Origin of the sequence: Porphyromonas pogonae (assembly GCF_036320655.1) — a bacterium.
GTDB lineage: Bacteria > Bacteroidota > Bacteroidia > Bacteroidales > Porphyromonadaceae > Porphyromonas > Porphyromonas pogonae.
Map to the genome: position 1 here is coordinate 1000155 of NZ_CP143258.1, position 17742 is coordinate 1017896.

Sequence of the window (17742 nt, forward strand, 5' to 3'; positions counted from 1 at the left end):
ATGTATTTGTATCTCAGGGATGCGCTACAACACTCCTATTGTGGCGCATTCCTTTGTTGAGTATGCAGTGGTAAAGCCCCTGTTTGCTCTCAAGAAGTTGATGCCTCAAGCAGCTTTCCGTCCTTTGCTAATCCAAATATTTATGACTTATGGAGGAGGCAATTATATCTGTGGTGTAAAAAATAATTCATTCTTATTGTTTTTTACAAAAAAGCTATTACCTTTGCATCACCTTAACGAACGGGAAAGTTCGGAAGAGGTAATCGGGGTGTAGCGCAGTCCGGTTAGCGCACCTGCTTTGGGAGCAGGGGGTCCCAGGTTCGAATCCTGGTACCCCGACTTAAATAAGGTATTCGATATGTTGTAAAACATCGAATACCTTTTGTTTTTTCCTATCTCCGCCACAGTAGAGTTGTGGGCGGATAGAGCCTGGTGCGAAATGAAGATAGCAATAATCCTTCACCCTAATCATATTTAAACGGAATGAGCGACACTAACACCCAGTCTATCGAGACTACTCCTATTGCCAAAGCTGATCTTATTTATCGCATAGAAGATAAGCCCTCTTTCAAAGACAGTTTCTTTGCGGCAATACAACACCTTCTTGCTATTTTTGTGGGTATTATTACGCCCCCTCTTATTATTGCTGATGCTTTGGGCTGTGATGTCACTACCAAAGCATTTTTGGTATCTATGTCTCTCTTTGCATCGGGTATATCTACATTTATCCAGTGTCGACGGGTGGGCCCTTTGGGTGCCGGGCTTCTTTGTGTCCAGGGTACTAGTTTCTCTTTTATAGGGCCTATTATATCAGCTGGTCTTGTGGGCGGGCTTCCGCTTATCTTCGGTTGTACTATTGCTGCCGCACCGGTGGAGATGATTGTAAGCCGCACTTTTCGTTACCTCAAAAAAGTAATCACTCCCTTAGTTTCAGGTATTGTGGTACTACTTATTGGCCTTAGTCTTGTCAAAGTAGGCATATTCTCATGCGGAGGCGGACAGACAGCTATGCAAACCGGGACCTTCGGTACTGCTGAGAACATACTCATAGCAGCCGTAGTGCTGGTGAGTGTGCTGTTGTTTAACAAAAGCGGGAATAAATATCTCCGCATGAGTTCCATTGTGCTGGGCCTTATCTTGGGGTATCTTCTTGCCTTGGTAATGGGACATGTCAGCTTTGCTTCTTTCGGACAATCAAGCCAAGCTTTGTTCAATATCCCTACACCCTTTAAGTATGGGCTTGATTTTAATATTTCCTCTTTTATCGCCATGGCTTTGATTTATATGATCACCGCTATTGAGGCTACAGGCGATATTACCGCCAACTCCCTCATCTCGGGTGAAGATATTGAAGGGGAAAAGTATCTCAAGAGAGTCTCAGGCGGTGTGATGGCTGATGGTTTCAACTCTTTACTTGCGGGTATTTTCAACTCATTTCCCAATTCCATCTTTGCACAAAACAATGGTATCATACAGCTTACAGGCGTAGCCAGTCGCAGGGTGGGATATTATATTGCAGCCATGTTGTTGATCTTGGGCATATTCCCCGGTATTGGACTCGTTTTCTCTCTCATGCCTGACCCTGTATTGGGAGGAGCTACATTGTTGATGTTTGGCACTGTGGCAGCAGCAGGTATACGTATCATAGCATCACAGGATATCGATCGCAAGGCCACTATGGTTTTAGCCATCAGTTTGTCTCTCGGTTTGGGAGTGGAGCTTATGCCCGATATCCTCAAAGCCGCACCGGAGAGCATCAGGGCAATCTTTTCTTCGGGTATCACTACCGGTGGTATAGCTGCTATTATATCCAATATAGTTGTTCGTAAATAGATTGCCTATAACCAATAAACTTTAAGTGAAATGGAACTTTTAAAACAGAGAATTTTGCAAGACGGGAAGTGTTTCCCCGGAGGTATCCTTAAAGTAGATAGCTTTATTAACCATCAGATGGATCCTGCTCTGATGTACAATATCGCACAGGAATTTGCCCGTTTGTTTCAAGATAAAGGGATCAACAAGATTGTTACCATAGAAGCCAGTGGTATAGCTCCCGCTATATTTGTGGGGTATATCATGCATTTGCCCGTGGTATTTGTAAAAAAGAAAGAGCCCAAGACGATGCATAATATGCTTAGTACTTCGGTACATTCGTTTACAAAGGACCGAGAGTATAAGGTATGTATCAGTGCAGACTTTCTTAGCTCGGATGATAAAGTGCTTTTTATCGATGACTTCCTTGCCAATGGTAATGCTGCTCTGGGTATGTTGGATCTTATCGAACAGGCCGGTGCCGAGATCAAAGGGATGGGATTTATTATAGAAAAAGCTTTTCAGTCCGGAGGCACTATCCTCAGAGACAAAGGTATTCATGTCGAATCTTTGGCAATCATCGAAGATCTAAGTAATTGCCGCATTGTGATACGCTGATAACAATATACGTATAGAATCCTTTACGACTATTAGAGGCAAACTGCAATGCTATGCTGTTTGCCTCTAATAGTTTTTTATTTGGTAATACGATATTTACATTATAATATATCGATTGATGATTTCTTTTTGAATCGCTCTTTCGATTGATCCCATTTATCATCTAACGTTTTAGGTGTTTAAGATTAGTCTGAAAATGCTTACCTTAGCGACTCAGATTAGAATAGATGTAGATTATTAATTAGGTTGGTTAAGGGAGAGATGATGAAAGATAAAGAGTTTTCTTCAGAAACGTTTTATTCCCGCTGTGTAAAGGCCGGTCAACGATATTACTATATTGATGCCAAACGGGATAGTAAACAAAACGAGTATATCGTATTGACCGAGAGCAAATCCTCTGAGCCGGGAGGCAAGATGGAGAGGCACCGTATATTTATCTATAAGGAGGATTTTGAGAAATTCAAAGAAGCTTTTGGCGATGTGATGTTGCATATCGGTAATGAGCAGGAGGAGATTGATTCTACTTTGGATTTGATAAGCCCTTTGAAAATGAATTTGGGTGAAGCGGATTCGGAATCTCTGATAGACGACGATTCATTACCCATTAAACTCGACTGGCCCGAATAAAACAATAAATGAGATTTAGTTATAAAACTCTCTATGCGACGGCTGCTATAGTGTGGCTGATTGCAGGGGGCAATGTTTTGCGCATTGGTATTAAGTCATGGAGTGCTACGGACTCTTTAGTTATTCAGTTACTTTGGCTCGTAATATCGATATCTTTTTTCGGGTTCTTTATATTCCCGAAAGTTGTAAAGAAGAATGTTGCTTTTATTGAAAAGTCTGAGGAGAATAGACTACCTCTCTATAAATGCTTTACCAAGGAAGCTTGGTACATCATGATATTTATGATATCATTGGGAGTAATGTTGCGTGTGTTTTCTTTAGTACCGGATGTGTTTATTGCCGGTTTTTACACGGGACTTGGCTCTGCTTTGATGATAACGGCTACCCGATATATTCGGTTGATATTCTAATCGTTATTATCTTTGTACCCATTGAGGGTTTCTCACAATTACTTTTTCATGACTGACAATTCAATATTCGAGAATAAGAAAGCTGCGTATTTTACGCTGGGGTGTAAGCTCAACTTTGCCGAGACTTCTACCATTGGTAAAGCCTTGTTTGACCAAGGTGTAAGGAGAGCTCGTGAAGGTGAGGTGGCTGATATATGTGTTGTAAACACATGCTCTGTCACGGAACTGGCGGACAAAAAGTGTCGCGGTATCATACGCAAGATACAAAAAGACCATCCCGGTGCATTTGTGGTAGTCACCGGTTGCTATGCACAGCTCAAGCCTGATGAAGTGAGCCATATCAAGGGGGTCAACTTGGTTCTGGGAGCTGAGCAGAAGCTTGATGTGGTCAAATATCTGCAACAAATAGATTCGCTCAAGAAAGATAAGCATGAAGTTATTTCTTCTGCAACAAAAGATATCCGCACCTTCCAACCCGGTTGCTCATCAGACGACCGCACACGTCATTTCCTCAAAGTTCAGGATGGCTGTGACTATCACTGTACTTATTGCACCATACCCAAAGCACGCGGACGTAGCCGCAACGGTACTATAGACTCATTGGTACAGCAGGCTCGTGACGTAGCTGACTCCGGTGGTAAGGAGATTGTTCTCACCGGGGTCAACATTGGTGATTTCGGTCGCACCACAGGTGAGACGTTTATCGATCTTATCAAAGCATTGGATGATGTGGAGGGGATAGAGCGTTACAGGATTAGTTCTATCGAACCCAATTTACTTTCAGATAAAATCATTGAGTTTTGTGCCTCTTCCAAGCGTTTTGCTCCCCACTTCCATATTCCGCTCCAAAGCGGGAGTGATGAGGTATTGCGTTTGATGAAGCGCAGATATGATACAGATTTGTTTCGTCGTCGCATAGAGCATATCAAGAAAGTAATGCCTGGTGCTTTTATCGGTGTAGATGTTATTGTGGGTACACGAGGCGAGAGCCCTGAGCTTTTCGATGAGTGTTTTGAATTTCTCCAAAGCATTCCATTTTCCCAATTGCATGTTTTCAGTTATTCGGAAAGACCCGGCACCAAAGCTCTCGAAATACCTTATGTGGTAGATACAAGGGAAAAGCATCGACGCAGTCAACGTTTGCTTGAACTTTCTGAGCAGAAACTCGCAGTTTTCTATGCTGCGGAAATTAACAAACCTCACAAGGTCCTTTGGGAAAACTCGGAAAAAGAAGGATACATGACCGGTTTTACCGAAAACTATGTGCGTGTAGGTAAGCCTTTCGATGCAAATTCCATCGGTAGGGTAGAGACTTGTATACCGCGTGAGTTCAGTGAAGATAAAACCTTTTTGATATAATAAAAAGCTTATGACCTTCATTGAAAAACTCCGTTATATTTTTTACAAGCAACAAATAAAGCGTGTGGCTCACAACCGGTCGTGGTGGATTTATTATAAGAGCCTTATCCTCGCTTTTATTATAAAAGATATTGTACGCTATAGGCGTTCCACTGTAAGGACCAATTTGCTTCAGAGTTTTCCTGAAAAGGATCTAAGGCAGATAAAAGATATAGAGAACGGGTTTTACAAGCATTTTGCTCTACTTATTCTTAGTTCTCCCAAACTCCTCTATTTGCCGGAAGAAAAGATACGTCAGCACTTGATTCTTGAGAATGTGGAGCTCTTTGCAGAGCTTAAGGCACAGGGATTCCCTGCTGTGATGATGATGATGGGGCATTACGGCAATTGGGAGCTTTTTAGCGGAGCACAATCTTATTTCGATCCCATAGGCGTACGCCAAAACCAGATCTACCGCCCACTCAAAGATAGAGCACTGGACAAGCTGATGAAAGAATTGAGAGAGAGAAACGGATCTATATGTATTGCCAAAGATGATGTAGGTCGGTCTTTACTCAGCTTTGTACGACAGCCACAGTCAGAAATGCAGATTCTTGCTTTTATATCTGATCAGACGCCAAGTAAGATTAATATTCATTATTGGACAAACTTCTTGAATCAGCCTTCAGCTTTCTTTACCGGGTCCGAACGTTTGGCAAAAAAACTAAATCTGCCTGTTGTTTACATGGATGTTTCAAGACAAGGCCGTTTTGAATATAAAGGGCGTTTCGAACTCATCACCAAAACGCCTCGTGAATGTGCTCCTAATGAGATCATAGAGAAATATGCACGCCTTATGGAGCGTACTATACTCCGTGCCCCACAGTACTGGCTCTGGAGTCACAAGCGCTGGAAGCATGATGTGAACAGCTTTCCGCATGTCGATAAAGTTGCAGGCTTGTAGCATCTTTGTAACAAGAACGATAATAGTGTTGATTTAATACCCAAGTCATATTCATGGAGAAGGAAGTAGCCGTAATAGTCCTCAATTGGAACGGACGTAAGTTGTTGGAAGAGTTCATGCCGTCATGGACTCAATATACACCGCAGGATGTAGCAGAGCTTATCCTCGTGGACAATGGTTCCGATGATGACTCGGTCGCGTTTATGCATGAGCATTACCCTGATGTAAAACTCATCGATTACGATCAGAATTATGGCTTTGCCGAGGGGTACAACCGCGCTGTACAATCCGTCAAGCATCCTATTGTAGTATTGCTCAACAGTGATGCCGCTTTGTCCCAGGACTGGCTTTCCCAACCTCTACAGCTCCTTCACAGTGATAAGCGCATAGCAGCCGTACAGCCCAAAATACGTGCTTGCCGTAATCCTGAATATTTTGAGTATGCCGGTGGTGCCGGTGGCTTTATTGATAGGTTGGGCTACCCTTTTTGTAGAGGACGCATTTTTGATACGGTAGAGAAAGATCAGGGACAATATGATGATGTCACTGATATCTTCTGGGCTTCGGGTGCTTGCCTCATCATTCGTCGGGATGTATACATCGAGTGCGGGGGATTGGACGCGCGCTTCTTTGCCCATCAGGAAGAGATAGATCTTTGCTGGCGTATCAATGCTCGTGGCTATCGTATAGTATATGCTCCCTCATCAGTAGTATATCATGTAGGAGGAGCCAGCTTGGATATGAATAGTCCTCGTAAATGTTATCTCAATTTCCGCAACAACTTGGTGATGCTTTACAAAAATATTCCTTCGGACAAACTTCGTCGTGTCCTTTCGCGACGATTCTTTTTGGACTACATGTCTGCCGTGATGTTTCTGCTCAAGGGCAACACTGCCAATTTCAAAGCAGTACTCAAGGCACGTAAGGATTTTATGGCTATGAGATCTACGTTCAGACTTGCCCGAAAGGAGAACTTGGCTGCAACCAAACAATCTCAACCTCGTGCCATAGCTCCCTTTTGTATTGTGAGCCAGTATTACCTGTTGCGTCGCAATACATTCTCACAGCTTCCACACAAGCATGTGAGTAAGTAATTGCTTTACTATTCTTGCAGCATTCCCTTGGGGGTATTGACCAGATAAAGCTTTTCCGATGCTCGCGTGATAGCTGTATAAAGCCATCTCAGCAATTGTATATCCGAGGGTAATAAGCTCAGGAACCCCATATCTATAAATACACAAGGCCATTGCCCGCCCTGTGCTTTATGGCATGTAAGGGCATAAGCATATTTGACCTCTATCGCACCCCAAAAAGGATCTTTTTTTATCGCCTTCCGTCTTTCTGTTACGGAGGTTATATGCTCATAGTCTTTCTCTACTTCCCTATAGAATCGTTCGCGTGCATTGTATGACAATTGCGCTTCTTCCTTGGTCAACGAGCTCAAGAGTAATCTGACCTCCATTTCTTCATCCCGCTCATCCGCCAGGATAGTAACATCTGCAAAATGAAGTCCGTATAGATCATAATATTTATGGATCCTCCGTACTGTGATAGTCTCACCGTTGGCCAGAAAGTCCGATTTATCTTTGTTCTTGGCATAGCCGTAATTGTTACGGGCTATCATCAGTCTTTCTCCTCTTACCAGCATCTCCTCATAGTTGAGGACTTGCCCCCTGATCCCCATGTTGTATGCCAGCGCTCTTTTGTTGGAGTAGGTGATGATATTGCAATTTTCAGGTTCGTAGTCACGGTAAGCGAGGTCGATAGTCTCGATGAGCTCAGCTCCCGTAATCGCCTCTACATCTCCAAAGCCTTTTACCTTGAGCGCAAAGCTGATGTTATCTGTACACCCTTTTGACACACATTCATCTTGCAGTCTTCTCAGCATGGTGGCGTTGTAGAGTATGCCGCTCTCGCTCTCTTGTCGCACCACATCGGTAAGTTCGGCTTCATATATCTTCATTCCATAGGTCTTTTCCAGCAGAGTAGCGTTGAGAGCGGGGCTTAGTTGAGTGCCTACGGGGGGCAGCTGAGCCGTATCACCTGATAGGATGAGTTTGCAGCCATTACTATTCCACACAAAAGCCAAAAGATCTGCCAAAAGATTACCTGATCCGAAGGGAGTAGGCTCATGGCTGCCCTCTCCTATCATCGAAGCTTCGTCTACAATAAATAATATACCACCTTTGTTGCTACTACTATTCAGTTTGAAGCTGCCACCCTCCTCCGGGGTTGCGGCTGAGGCTCTGTATATACGGCGGTGAATGGTATGCGCAGGTCTCCTTGACGTATAAGAAAGAACCTTGGAAGCCCTGCCTGTAGAGGCCATAAGTCCTACAGATACACCTACTTCTTCCATTACTGCTACTACGGCAGATAGCAGGGCTGTTTTTCCTGTGCCTGCATATCCTTTGAGTATAAAAAGTGAATAAGGAGAAGGGTCGTTCAAGTAATTTTGAAGCTGTAAAATGGCTTCTTTTTGACTTGATGTAGGAATAAATTGCAATTTTTTTATAATTTGACCCTCTAAAGAATTGTCCTTCATACTACAAATTGTATATTTGTGCTTGCTAAGTTACTCTTTTTAGAGATTATCGGCTAATTTTGTACACTAACTAAATATTTAAGGCGAGAATTAATATCAAATTAAAAATATAAAGATGAAAACAGTTTTCAAAGTATTAGTAGGGCTTGCTGCCGTTTTGCTGGCATATCTTACCTTTATGAGTGTGTATACTCCTGTACAGTTTGATAAAAAGCAGACAGAACGTGAAAAGTTAATTGAGAAGAGACTTAAGAAAATTGCCAACTACGAAGCCGCTTTCGAGAACGTGTACGGACGTTACGCTACAGGTCCCGAATTGGTGTCGTTTTTGGAAAATGGTAAAGTGTTCTATGTCAATGCTGAGGGTGAGTACACCGATGCTATGCGTGAGAAAGGTCTTACTGAAAAACAAGCAGCTGCGCAAGGTTTGATCAAGCGTGATACTACTTGGATCAATGCTAAGGATTCGCTGGTCAAGGATAATACAGACATAACCGACCTTCTGAATGTTCCCGGCGTTTCCGGCAAGACTATCGCTGTGGATACTGCTTACATCCAGCAAATCGTAGGTGTGGACACTATAGCTGTACCGGTATTTCAAGCAAGTGTGAAGTTTGAAGACTATTTGGGTGATTTGGATAAGGTACGTTTGCAACAGAAGGTTACTCAGGCCAAGTCTAAAGCTCATGGTTTCCCCGGTTTGAAGATCGGTTCTTTGACAGAAGTTAAAAACACCGGTAACTGGGAGTAATGTCCGAGGATAGAATCAAATTCGATCTCAACGAGTTATCCGTCCAAACGGCGGAGTTATACAATATGTCCATCCGGCTTTTGCCGGATGGACTTACTTTTACTTTGTCTCTTGCTTCGGACGGTGAGGTATCGTATGCTGCTTTTTTACCTGCCGAGTCCGGACATCAATCCTATGAAGCTGCCATCAAAGAGCTTTTTTTCAGGCATAGCATGCTGTGTTTGCCATACAAGTCGGTAAGCGTGTACTATCAGCCAGTATGCTCCGTTGCCATCCCCGAAGAGTTGTATTCCCAAGGCCGAGTAGCGCAGTGGCTCGATGCCGTATTTGATCCTGCTACTTGCAACCTGTCCAAAGGCGATCTCATTGATCTCATCTATCCGCTGAAGTCTGAAGGAAAGATTTTGGCGTTTTATTACTACCGTGACTTGGTCAATTTCCTCAAACGCACCTTGCTTGTAGTGCATGCTGTTCCCTATTTCATACCTTCTTTAGAGAATATTCGCATAGAATCGAGGGTGACGCAGGGGAAAAAACTATGTTTGTATCTGCGACCCGAGAGGATCGATTACTTACTGGTCGATCAGGGAAAAACGGTATATACCAATAGTTTTATACTCACATCAGGGGCGTTGCCCGCCGAGAGCATCGACGAAATTATTTTTTATACTTTTACTCTATGGCGTTCATTGTCGCTGGATAGTCAGGTCGACTCCGTCAAGATTCTTTATGCTCTTTTGCCTGAAGGTGCACAAGAAACTCTCGAACTCCAAAGCATGGCAGAGCAGCTGCAAAGCCTTCTCGAGGCCTATATCTCACAGGTATCCCTCCAGTCTTATCAGGCATTCTAGTCAGGTTGTGTTATAGTTTCTCACATACTATAGTACGCTTAAGTCTTTGAGTTTATCAATTATAATCAAATATTTTACTTATGAGAATTGTAGGTGGTGTACACAAAAGCAGACGTTTTGATGTCCCTAAGTCATTCAATGCGCGCCCAACCACTGATTTTGCAAAAGAAAATCTCTTCAATGTACTCAATAACATGATAGAGTTTGACGAGGCTGTAGCCTTGGATCTCTTTGCGGGTACAGGCAGCATCACATTTGAGCTCATTTCACGGGGTTGTGACAAGGTTGTCTCTGTGGAGCTACGCCGTGAGCATAGTACATTTATTGAGAGTGTGGCTCAGAAACTCAAAGAAACCCAACGCCTCAAGATGGTCAAGGGCGATGTTTTCAAATTCTTGCAAAGCTCGTCATATCTCGGAGCTTTCGATTTTGTTTTTGCCGACCCTCCTTACAAGCTCAAAGAGCTGGGCATCTTACCTCGTGCCATACTCGATAGTGGCAAGCTCAAACCGGGCGCCTTACTCATTGTGGAACATCCCGGTACCTACGACTTCAAGAATGAGCCGGAGTTTACCGAGCATCGGGAGTACGGTTCCGTCAATTTTAGTTTTTTTGTGGCTCCGGTAGCGGGTGAGTGATGCTCTTGTATTGACTTCTCTTTTGTGATTTTACAATTCTTTACATTTGCCTGTTGACAAAGGGGTAGGCTAAGATGTATATTTGCAATAGGCGAGCTTTTATTTCCCTTACTTTACTTTTATTCATCCACCCACCTCATTGTTCTATTCAATATGTTTTATACTTCCCTATAATTGCTAATGTGATATCATTCCTACCACTCATTGTTCTATTCAATATGTTTTATACAGCCTTTACCTCTCCGTTCACGCACTGCCCAGTTCAGAACATCATTATATCGCCAGATCTGCTCTTGTGTAGGTATGTCTGTCAGTACCAGTATTATATGGTTGCTGGCTTATAGTGGTTGTCGAGCTCATATAGTTATAGATACGGCATTTCGCTACAAAGCGTAAATATTTCTCACTTATACATGGATATAGCGAATTCGCAAGTCTTACGAGCTTGGGTATTCGCTTTTTTATTTTTATGCTTTTATAAATGTTATGGTATCACTGTTAAAGCACGGTTGTATTTTAACTAAAACACCACCGTATCTTAACTAAAATACGATTGTGTTTTAACTAAAGTACTGTGACGTTTTAACTAAGATAAAATCGTGTTTTAACTAAAGTATGGTAACGTTTTCAATTGTGATGCAACATGGAGTTATGTCAGAAAGAGGGGCAATCACGCTCATAAATTATTGTAGCAATGGATACATTTTTCAGAAAGTCAACTCATATATGCAGCTATTTATTCCATAGTTTTTGGCAATGTTAGTGGGGTTACCGCTTTTTTTTTAGAAAAAGAAATGTAGGGGGTGTGTTAAATAATCCCAAAGAAAGTATTACTTGAGTATCGGGTTGTTAATTAGTGTTTGTTACATCGCTTCACCGCATGGTTGTCTGTAATGTAGTCGAGAGATAAAATATCAAGGAGCGTAGTAATGCTCTATAGAGACTGTTGCAAAAGTCAACAGTCTCATGGATTTTGGAGGCAAAGCCTACAAAAGACACTTTGACCGGGCAGAGAAGGTAAAGTGCAAGGCGTTAAGAGTGAGTGCACAGGGAGTTTACTTCCGGTAAATGACCAAGCGCGAATCTCGCAAGCAACGAAGCAATTGGCCTGCTATGCAACGGTCTCCTATAACAAACAATCCCTTATAGCAGATCGGCAAGTCCTAGGTGGATATATCGTAGTGAACTTGCCGATCATGTGTTTAAAATCTCCCGCATTACACGGAGACTATTCTATACAAGGCGCTTTACCTCTATTCTTTGCCTACAGGTATGATCTCGAAGACATAATTGTCGTTTTTAACTATCTTGTTATCTGCCGTGCGTAGCTTGTCTTTTTCGATTTTCCAGAAGTAGCTCAGAGCATCGGGTGAGTTTTGTATAGCATATTTGTTACCCTGTTTCCATAGTACAAAGGATGCCGCTGTGGGGTTGTAATCACCCTCCTGTAATTCCAGTTTGGTATTCAGGTTGCGCTGATCCTGCGTACTGGTGATTTTATACCGCCCTGTTTGCTCCTGCACTCTCAGTTCCCAGATCTGTCGTTGAGGGTTGATACTGTCAGGGGCAGAGACAAGCTCAGGTTTATTGGACTTGTTACCAGCGATATTGGAGAGGTATTTGCCCTGGTACTTGATGTAGTACTTACCGTTTTCTATCACATTGACAGGCAATTCTCCCAAAGCGTAAGTGTATTTTTTGCGATAAGACGCCAGGAGTTTGCGTTTGAACCCATCTATAAATGGAGCTACTACTTCGTTGGCGGGCTTGGGGTAAGGTGCGTTGATAGAGCCTTTGAAGTCACGTGACCTGATGGTGAGTTGCTTTTGTTCCAGTAGCTTTTCGTTCTTGTAAGTCTCTATAAAAGCTTTGGGATTTCCTGCTTCCAAGTAGCGTTGCATATCGAAGAGTAGCTTGCCTCTGCGACTCATCAGGTCTAAGACTTCTATCCAAGGCTTCATCTCTGCTACAAGTTCAGGGTTGTCGCCACAGTGCAGAAGGGTGTGGCAGGAATTGATGAAGGAGTCGAACTGCTTTATTACCGCTGCGGCGTCGTGGCGGGTGGCAGTGCCCTTGTCATACGCTGCTGTAAAAGCTTCCGATACTTTGCGGAAAGTCATAGACTCACCTTCCATGCGGAAGCGGTGTCCATTGGGTCCTAAGTCGACGTTGTTTTCACAGAATATCTTGAATGCTTCCGTACATGAGGGCATGAGGAAGGGGAGTGCTGCCTTCCACGACTCCTCCGGCCGGTATGCTCTCATGTTCCAGGTATAGTCCGCTATGGAAAAAAGTGATACTTTGGAAGCTTCGGCATATTCCATGGGATTGGCAGCGAAGCCTCCCAATAGGGGGGCTATATCTTGGCTGTTGCCATATGTTTTGCCCATGAGCAAGTGATCTACCACGTAGTCTGTGACAGGATAATTGAGCCAAATATATGCTTTACGCTTGATGCGATTGTTGATCCAGGTCATCGTTTCATGGTCTATCATGCTTACTACCGTTTTACCCGTCCACATGATGCGAATTTCGGGCAGCATATCATTGCCCAGTATATCCAGATAGTTACCATTGGCCCATGCTTGATTGTATTGCGTGGGGCAGAGTATCAGCGGCTCTACATCCTTATGCTTGTGTACAAACTCTGTTTCAAGATAATTGAGCAATTGAGCCTGTTTCTTTGCAGACTCATCGTCCGCACTGATATCGTCAAAGAATACGGCGAAGGCTCTTACCCCCAGAGTATACATGTCTTGGAATTTGTGTAGGATGGCAAGGCGGTCTTCGTCGGTCCACTTGATGTCGAGTCCAGGATGTATCGCCCATACAAAACGTACTTTGTTGTGTGTTGCAGAGCGTATCAGCTCCTTCATCCTGTTGCGCTCGGAGGCGGGGTAAAGTTCTCGCCAGTGGGAGCGATGGTAAGGATCGTCTTTGGGGCCGTATATATAGGTGTTGAGTTTGACTTTGCCGTAGAAGTCAAATTGCGACAGTCTGTCTCGGTGACTGTAGGGATTTCCGTAGAAGCCCTCTATTACTCCTCGATCGGCCACATCAGGGTAATCTGTAATGGTTGTCTCCTTGACACGTGGTGATTTGAGGATGCTGAGCAGTGTTTGCACACCATAGTACGTGCCTCTGTCGTCATACCCCGCTACTACAATGGTACGGGGGCGGACTTCGAGGTAATAGCCCTCAGGCTTTTGAGGGATCATACTTTCGTATTTTGCCACATGAGTATCTCCCTTTTTACCCAAGATGATTTTGATAGTGCCTTGTGAAGCTGTTTTGAGATTGCTTTTGATGAGACTCAATGTAGCGGAGTCGGTATGCGCTGATATCACAGGCTCATAGACGGCATGGGATAGGTTGATTGTATTTTTGCCCACAGTCACCTTCTGAGGAGTAGGGTGTATGGATGGTACTGACTGTCCGTAGCAATTGGGTGACAATGCCAGGGGCAAAAGGAAAAGAATAAGCGAAATAATCTGTTTACTGTTCATAGTGTAACGAATTGAACCGGCAAAGCGGAATTTGATGAAGAACAAAAATAATAATCTTAGTTCAATTAACAACCCCATGATACGAGAGTATTGTGTCGCAATTACTTCATGCGAGCAAAAGGGCTACGAGTTTTACTCCGGATCAAAAAGCATGAGCTGTAGCAGGCGGTAATTGTTTGCGAATATAAATTTGTGTGTATATTTATATACATAAAAATAAAACCGATCGTATGAGTCAGATAGAAGATATCTATGATATTTTTTGTGAACACCCCACTGTGGTAACTGATAGCCGGGCTATAGTCCCGGGGTGCATATTCTTTGCACTCAAAGGAGCCAACTTCGATGGTAACCTCTTTGCTTCGCAAGCTCTGGAACAAGGCGCTGCATTGGCCGTGGTGGATGATCCTTCTCAAGCCCGAGACCATAAATACATTGTGGTGGAAGATGCGCTGAAAACACTGCAACAGCTTGCTGCTTATCACAGGCAGACGATGGGAATTCCCATTATTGGCATCACAGGCACTAATGGCAAGACTACCACAAAGGAATTGGTAGCTGAGGTACTATCTACTCAATATAATATACTGTATACTCACGGCAACCTCAATAATCACATCGGGGTACCACTCACACTCCTGCGACTCACCCAAGAGCACCAATTGGCTATTGTAGAGATGGGAGCCAGTAAGCCGGGTGATATCAAAGAGCTTGTAGATATAGCACGCCCCGATTACGGACTCATTACCAACGTGGGCATGGCTCACTTGCAAGGCTTCGGTAGCCTCGAAGGGGTGAAGAAAACCAAAGGCGAACTCTATGATTTCCTAAGGCAAAATAGTGGGATTGCTTTTCTCAATGAAGATGACTGTACGCTCAAGAGGATGCTGGAGGGTATTCCTCATATTGCTTATGGCACCAAAGGAAATGAATTGGTTGTTGGTAGTATGATAGAGGTAAAAGATAATCCGTTCCTCTCCTTTAGCTGGCATACGGCAATGGAACCTCACAATGAATATGTGGTGAAAACAGGACTTGTAGGCGGATATAACCTGCCCAATGCATTGGCCGCTGTGGTGATAGGTTGCTATTTCAATGTAAGTGCAGACAACATAAACCGAGCATTGGAGACTTATGCCCCCTCGAACAACAGGTCTCAACTCATACGTACAGAGCATAATATACTCATCGCTGATGCGTATAATGCTAACCCCACGAGCATGACCGCTGCTGTGGACAACTTCGAATCACTGCAAACAGACAAACCCAAAGTGCTTATCTTGGGTGATATGAACGAACTGGGAACAGAGAGTAGCCATGCCCACACCGAGATGCTCAAACATATTAAAGAGAAAGGTGTGTGGAAGGAAGTGTGCCTTTGTGGTCCGTGCTTCTCGAAAATAGGTGAGCATGACGGCATCAAGATTTTTGCAGATGTACAGGAATTGGGCGATTATCTCAAAAGCAATCCTATAGAAGGAAGTGCAATATTGGTAAAAGGCTCTAACGGCATACATTTAGAAAGGATATTACCTCTATGTTGAAACAGACACTTATACAGAAGCAGCAGCAGGTACTGACAGCTCAGCAGATACAGCAGATCAAGATGCTGGAGCTGCCTACGATAGAATTGGAAGAGCGGATTATCAAAGAGCTGGAGGAAAACCCGGCTTTGGAAGAAGATTTTGATAAGCATGACAGTCAGGAAGAAGATGATCGGGACGACGGTAATGATGATATGATCATACATGAGGATTTAAGTGATTACTCTATCGGAGATTATCGGGACGAAGATGAAATACCTGAATACAAACTGAGGTTGCTACAGGAGAAACTTTCGCCACGTGAAGATATCCCTTTTGCAGCAGGTGCTCCATCCCTCAACGAACAGCTTATGGAGCAACTCGAGCTTACGTTACTTACCCCTCGTGAGGCTTTGCTGGCTCCTTATGTTATAGGTAATATTGATGCTGACGGATACCTCTCGCGCAGTGTGGAGGAGATTGAGGACGATTTATTGTTTAGGGCGGGCATAGAGGCCTCGCCTGTGGAGATACAGGGCATTATTGATAAAGTACAAAAGTTGGATCCCGCAGGTGTGTGTGCACGTAACCTGCAGGAATGTCTGCTTTTGCAACTGGAGCGTAAACCGCGTAACGAATTATCGTTGCTGGCACAGCAGATTTTGAAAGATAACTATCTTGACTTTGCCAATAAACGCTATGATAAGATTATCACAGGATGTAATATCAACGAAAGTGACCTTGCGGAAGTAATAAAACTGATTATGACTCTTACTCCCAAGCCGGGAAACGGATTGGGTGATGAGGGTGAAGCAGCCATGTCTCGTGTGCACCCTGACTTTATTGTAGAAGAGCAGGAGGGAGAGCTTATCATCAGCCTTGCAGACGAGAAAGATTTGCCACCGCTTCGCATCAGCAATACCTATACTGCTATGCTGAATGATATACACCGGGAGAAGGTAAAAAGAACCCGTGAGGATCGTAAGGCCATCACTTTTATCAAGAAGAAGGTGGACCAGGCCAAGTGGTTTATAGATGCTATACGGCAGAGGCAAAATACGCTCCAAAGTACCATGAGAGCCATTGTGCGCAGACAGGAATCTTTTTTTCGTACAGGTGAAATCTCGGATTTGAAGCCTATGATACTGAAAGATGTTGCTGAAGACACCGGATTTGATATCAGCACTATATCACGTGTGAGTAATAGTAAATATGTACAGACGGACTTCGGTATATATCCCTTGAAGTATTTTTTCAGTGAGGGGATTGCTTCGGAGAGCGGAGAGGAGGTTTCTACTCGTGAGGTGAAACATGCACTACAGGAGATCGTGGCGTGTGAAGATGGTCATTCTCCTTTTTCCGATGCTGTGTTGGTGGAGAAATTGGCAGAGCGTGGTTATCCCCTTGCCAGACGTACAGTGGCTAAGTATCGTGATGAGCTGGGTATTCCCATAGCACGGTTGAGAAAGACTTTATAATATTGATGTTATAAATGTAAAAGGATTGCTGATATTTTATCAGTAATCCTTTTATTATAGATGGATAAAATTAGATTGTGCACTGTCAGGAATTATACTTCAAAATAAAAAAGATCATTTCCTGAAGTGCACAATCTTACTGCCGTGTACAATAATTCAATAAACACAATATAATTTCGGCAGTTTTGGGGCAATTTCCTCCTCTTCCTTTCGTTAGCGATACAACACATTGTTGCTCGTAATCCCATACTTCGCTGCACATCTCAAGGTATACGTTGCTCATTGCAAACGTTGGAAGAAAACTGTATGAAATAGAAATGAGGTGTAAAATAAAGTTGCGTCTTGGTTGAGTAATCCCTTGGTAGAGGTTGTTTTACACTCACGTATGAAAGGCCGGACAAATAAGATGCATAATGTCAAGTAATAGTCATAAGTTAATACTTTGGCGATAGGAAAAAACTAAACTCAGATCTTTTCGTGCTCTGAGCAAGAGGTCGATTAATCTCTAAATGTTTTAGAAAATTAACAGAACTAATCAATATTAGCTCCCAAACAAATAAAGCAAACATCAGCATAATAAAATTAGAGATCAAATACACCACAGTAAAAAGTTAAATAAAACAAACTTGTTGCGTTTTGTAAAATCTATTTTGGAGATAATATATAATTAGTCCTGTTAAT

Annotated in this window: 15 protein-coding genes and 1 tRNA gene; 14 read left to right on the forward strand and 2 right to left on the reverse strand. The window is 43.2% G+C overall.

The annotated features are described in order from the left end of the window. The first annotated feature begins 40 nt into the window (after window positions 1-40). The 9 genes from VYJ22_RS03780 (at window position 41) to VYJ22_RS03820 (ending at window position 6863) form a co-directional block, all read left to right on the forward strand. Window positions 41-274 carry a hypothetical protein gene (locus VYJ22_RS03780; RefSeq protein WP_329905141.1) on the forward strand — a complete coding sequence of 78 codons (234 nt, stop codon included), beginning with the start codon at window positions 41-43 and terminating at the stop codon, window positions 272-274. Further along, window positions 265-339, forward strand: a tRNA-Pro gene (locus VYJ22_RS03785). The genes VYJ22_RS03780 and VYJ22_RS03785 overlap by 10 nt, the downstream gene beginning before the upstream one ends. A gap of 144 nt (window positions 340-483) precedes the next feature. After that, window positions 484-1833 carry a nucleobase:cation symporter-2 family protein gene (locus tag VYJ22_RS03790; RefSeq protein ID WP_329905143.1) on the forward strand — a complete coding sequence of 450 codons (1350 nt, stop codon included), beginning with the start codon at window positions 484-486 and terminating at the stop codon, window positions 1831-1833. Between the two features lie 30 nt (window positions 1834-1863). Next, window positions 1864-2430, forward strand: coding sequence for a xanthine phosphoribosyltransferase (gene xpt, locus VYJ22_RS03795; protein WP_329905144.1), 567 nt, complete (start codon window positions 1864-1866; stop codon window positions 2428-2430). A gap of 261 nt (window positions 2431-2691) precedes the next feature. After that, a complete protein-coding gene (locus VYJ22_RS03800) occupies window positions 2692-3057 on the forward strand; it encodes a DUF3276 family protein (RefSeq protein WP_329905145.1) in 366 nt (121 codons plus the stop codon). 8 nt (window positions 3058-3065) lie between these two features. Then, complete coding sequence (locus tag VYJ22_RS03805; RefSeq protein WP_329905146.1) at window positions 3066-3467, forward strand: hypothetical protein; 402 nt, start codon at window positions 3066-3068, stop codon at window positions 3465-3467. 48 nt (window positions 3468-3515) lie between these two features. After that, window positions 3516-4826, forward strand: a complete 1311-nt coding sequence (gene mtaB, locus VYJ22_RS03810; RefSeq protein WP_329905147.1) for a tRNA (N(6)-L-threonylcarbamoyladenosine(37)-C(2))-methylthiotransferase MtaB — start codon at window positions 3516-3518, stop codon at window positions 4824-4826. Window positions 4827-4836: 10 nt separating this feature from the next. Further along, window positions 4837-5769 (forward strand): lysophospholipid acyltransferase family protein, encoded by a 933-nt coding sequence (locus tag VYJ22_RS03815; protein WP_329905148.1) that lies wholly within the window; start codon window positions 4837-4839, stop codon window positions 5767-5769. A gap of 53 nt (window positions 5770-5822) precedes the next feature. Then, window positions 5823-6863, forward strand: coding sequence for a glycosyltransferase family 2 protein (locus VYJ22_RS03820; protein WP_329905149.1), 1041 nt, complete (start codon window positions 5823-5825; stop codon window positions 6861-6863). Window positions 6864-6871: 8 nt separating this feature from the next. On the opposite strand, the gene VYJ22_RS03825 is transcribed toward VYJ22_RS03820, so the two are convergent. Further along, on the reverse strand, window positions 6872-8314 hold the full coding sequence (locus VYJ22_RS03825; RefSeq protein ID WP_329905150.1) for an ATP-dependent DNA helicase: 1443 nt from the start codon (window positions 8312-8314) through the stop codon (window positions 6872-6874). 115 nt (window positions 8315-8429) lie between these two features. Between VYJ22_RS03825 and VYJ22_RS03830 the strand changes: the two genes are divergently transcribed. From VYJ22_RS03830 to VYJ22_RS03840, 3 genes are all read left to right on the forward strand, one after another. Continuing rightward, window positions 8430-9065, forward strand: coding sequence for a hypothetical protein (locus VYJ22_RS03830; protein WP_329905151.1), 636 nt, complete (start codon window positions 8430-8432; stop codon window positions 9063-9065). Continuing rightward, the gene (locus VYJ22_RS03835) at window positions 9065-9916 is read left to right on the forward strand and encodes a DUF3822 family protein (RefSeq protein WP_329905153.1); all 852 of its coding nucleotides are present in this window, start codon (window positions 9065-9067) and stop codon (window positions 9914-9916) included. Before VYJ22_RS03830 ends, VYJ22_RS03835 begins: the two co-directional genes overlap by 1 nt. 80 nt (window positions 9917-9996) lie before the next feature. Next, window positions 9997-10554 carry an RsmD family RNA methyltransferase gene (locus VYJ22_RS03840; RefSeq protein ID WP_329905155.1) on the forward strand — a complete coding sequence of 186 codons (558 nt, stop codon included), beginning with the start codon at window positions 9997-9999 and terminating at the stop codon, window positions 10552-10554. A gap of 1253 nt (window positions 10555-11807) precedes the next feature. Here the strand turns inward: VYJ22_RS03840 and VYJ22_RS03845 are convergent. Then, the gene (locus VYJ22_RS03845) at window positions 11808-14060 is read right to left on the reverse strand and encodes a beta-N-acetylglucosaminidase domain-containing protein (RefSeq protein WP_329905157.1); all 2253 of its coding nucleotides are present in this window, start codon (window positions 14058-14060) and stop codon (window positions 11808-11810) included. A gap of 230 nt (window positions 14061-14290) precedes the next feature. Here VYJ22_RS03845 and VYJ22_RS03850 point away from each other — a divergent pair, with 230 nt between their 5' ends. Further along, on the forward strand, window positions 14291-15604 hold the full coding sequence (locus VYJ22_RS03850; protein WP_329905158.1) for a UDP-N-acetylmuramoyl-tripeptide--D-alanyl-D-alanine ligase: 1314 nt from the start codon (window positions 14291-14293) through the stop codon (window positions 15602-15604). Further along, a complete protein-coding gene (rpoN, locus tag VYJ22_RS03855; RefSeq protein ID WP_329905159.1) occupies window positions 15598-17061 on the forward strand; it encodes an RNA polymerase factor sigma-54 in 1464 nt (487 codons plus the stop codon). Before VYJ22_RS03850 ends, rpoN begins: the two co-directional genes overlap by 7 nt. Window positions 17062-17742: the final 681 nt, after the last annotated feature.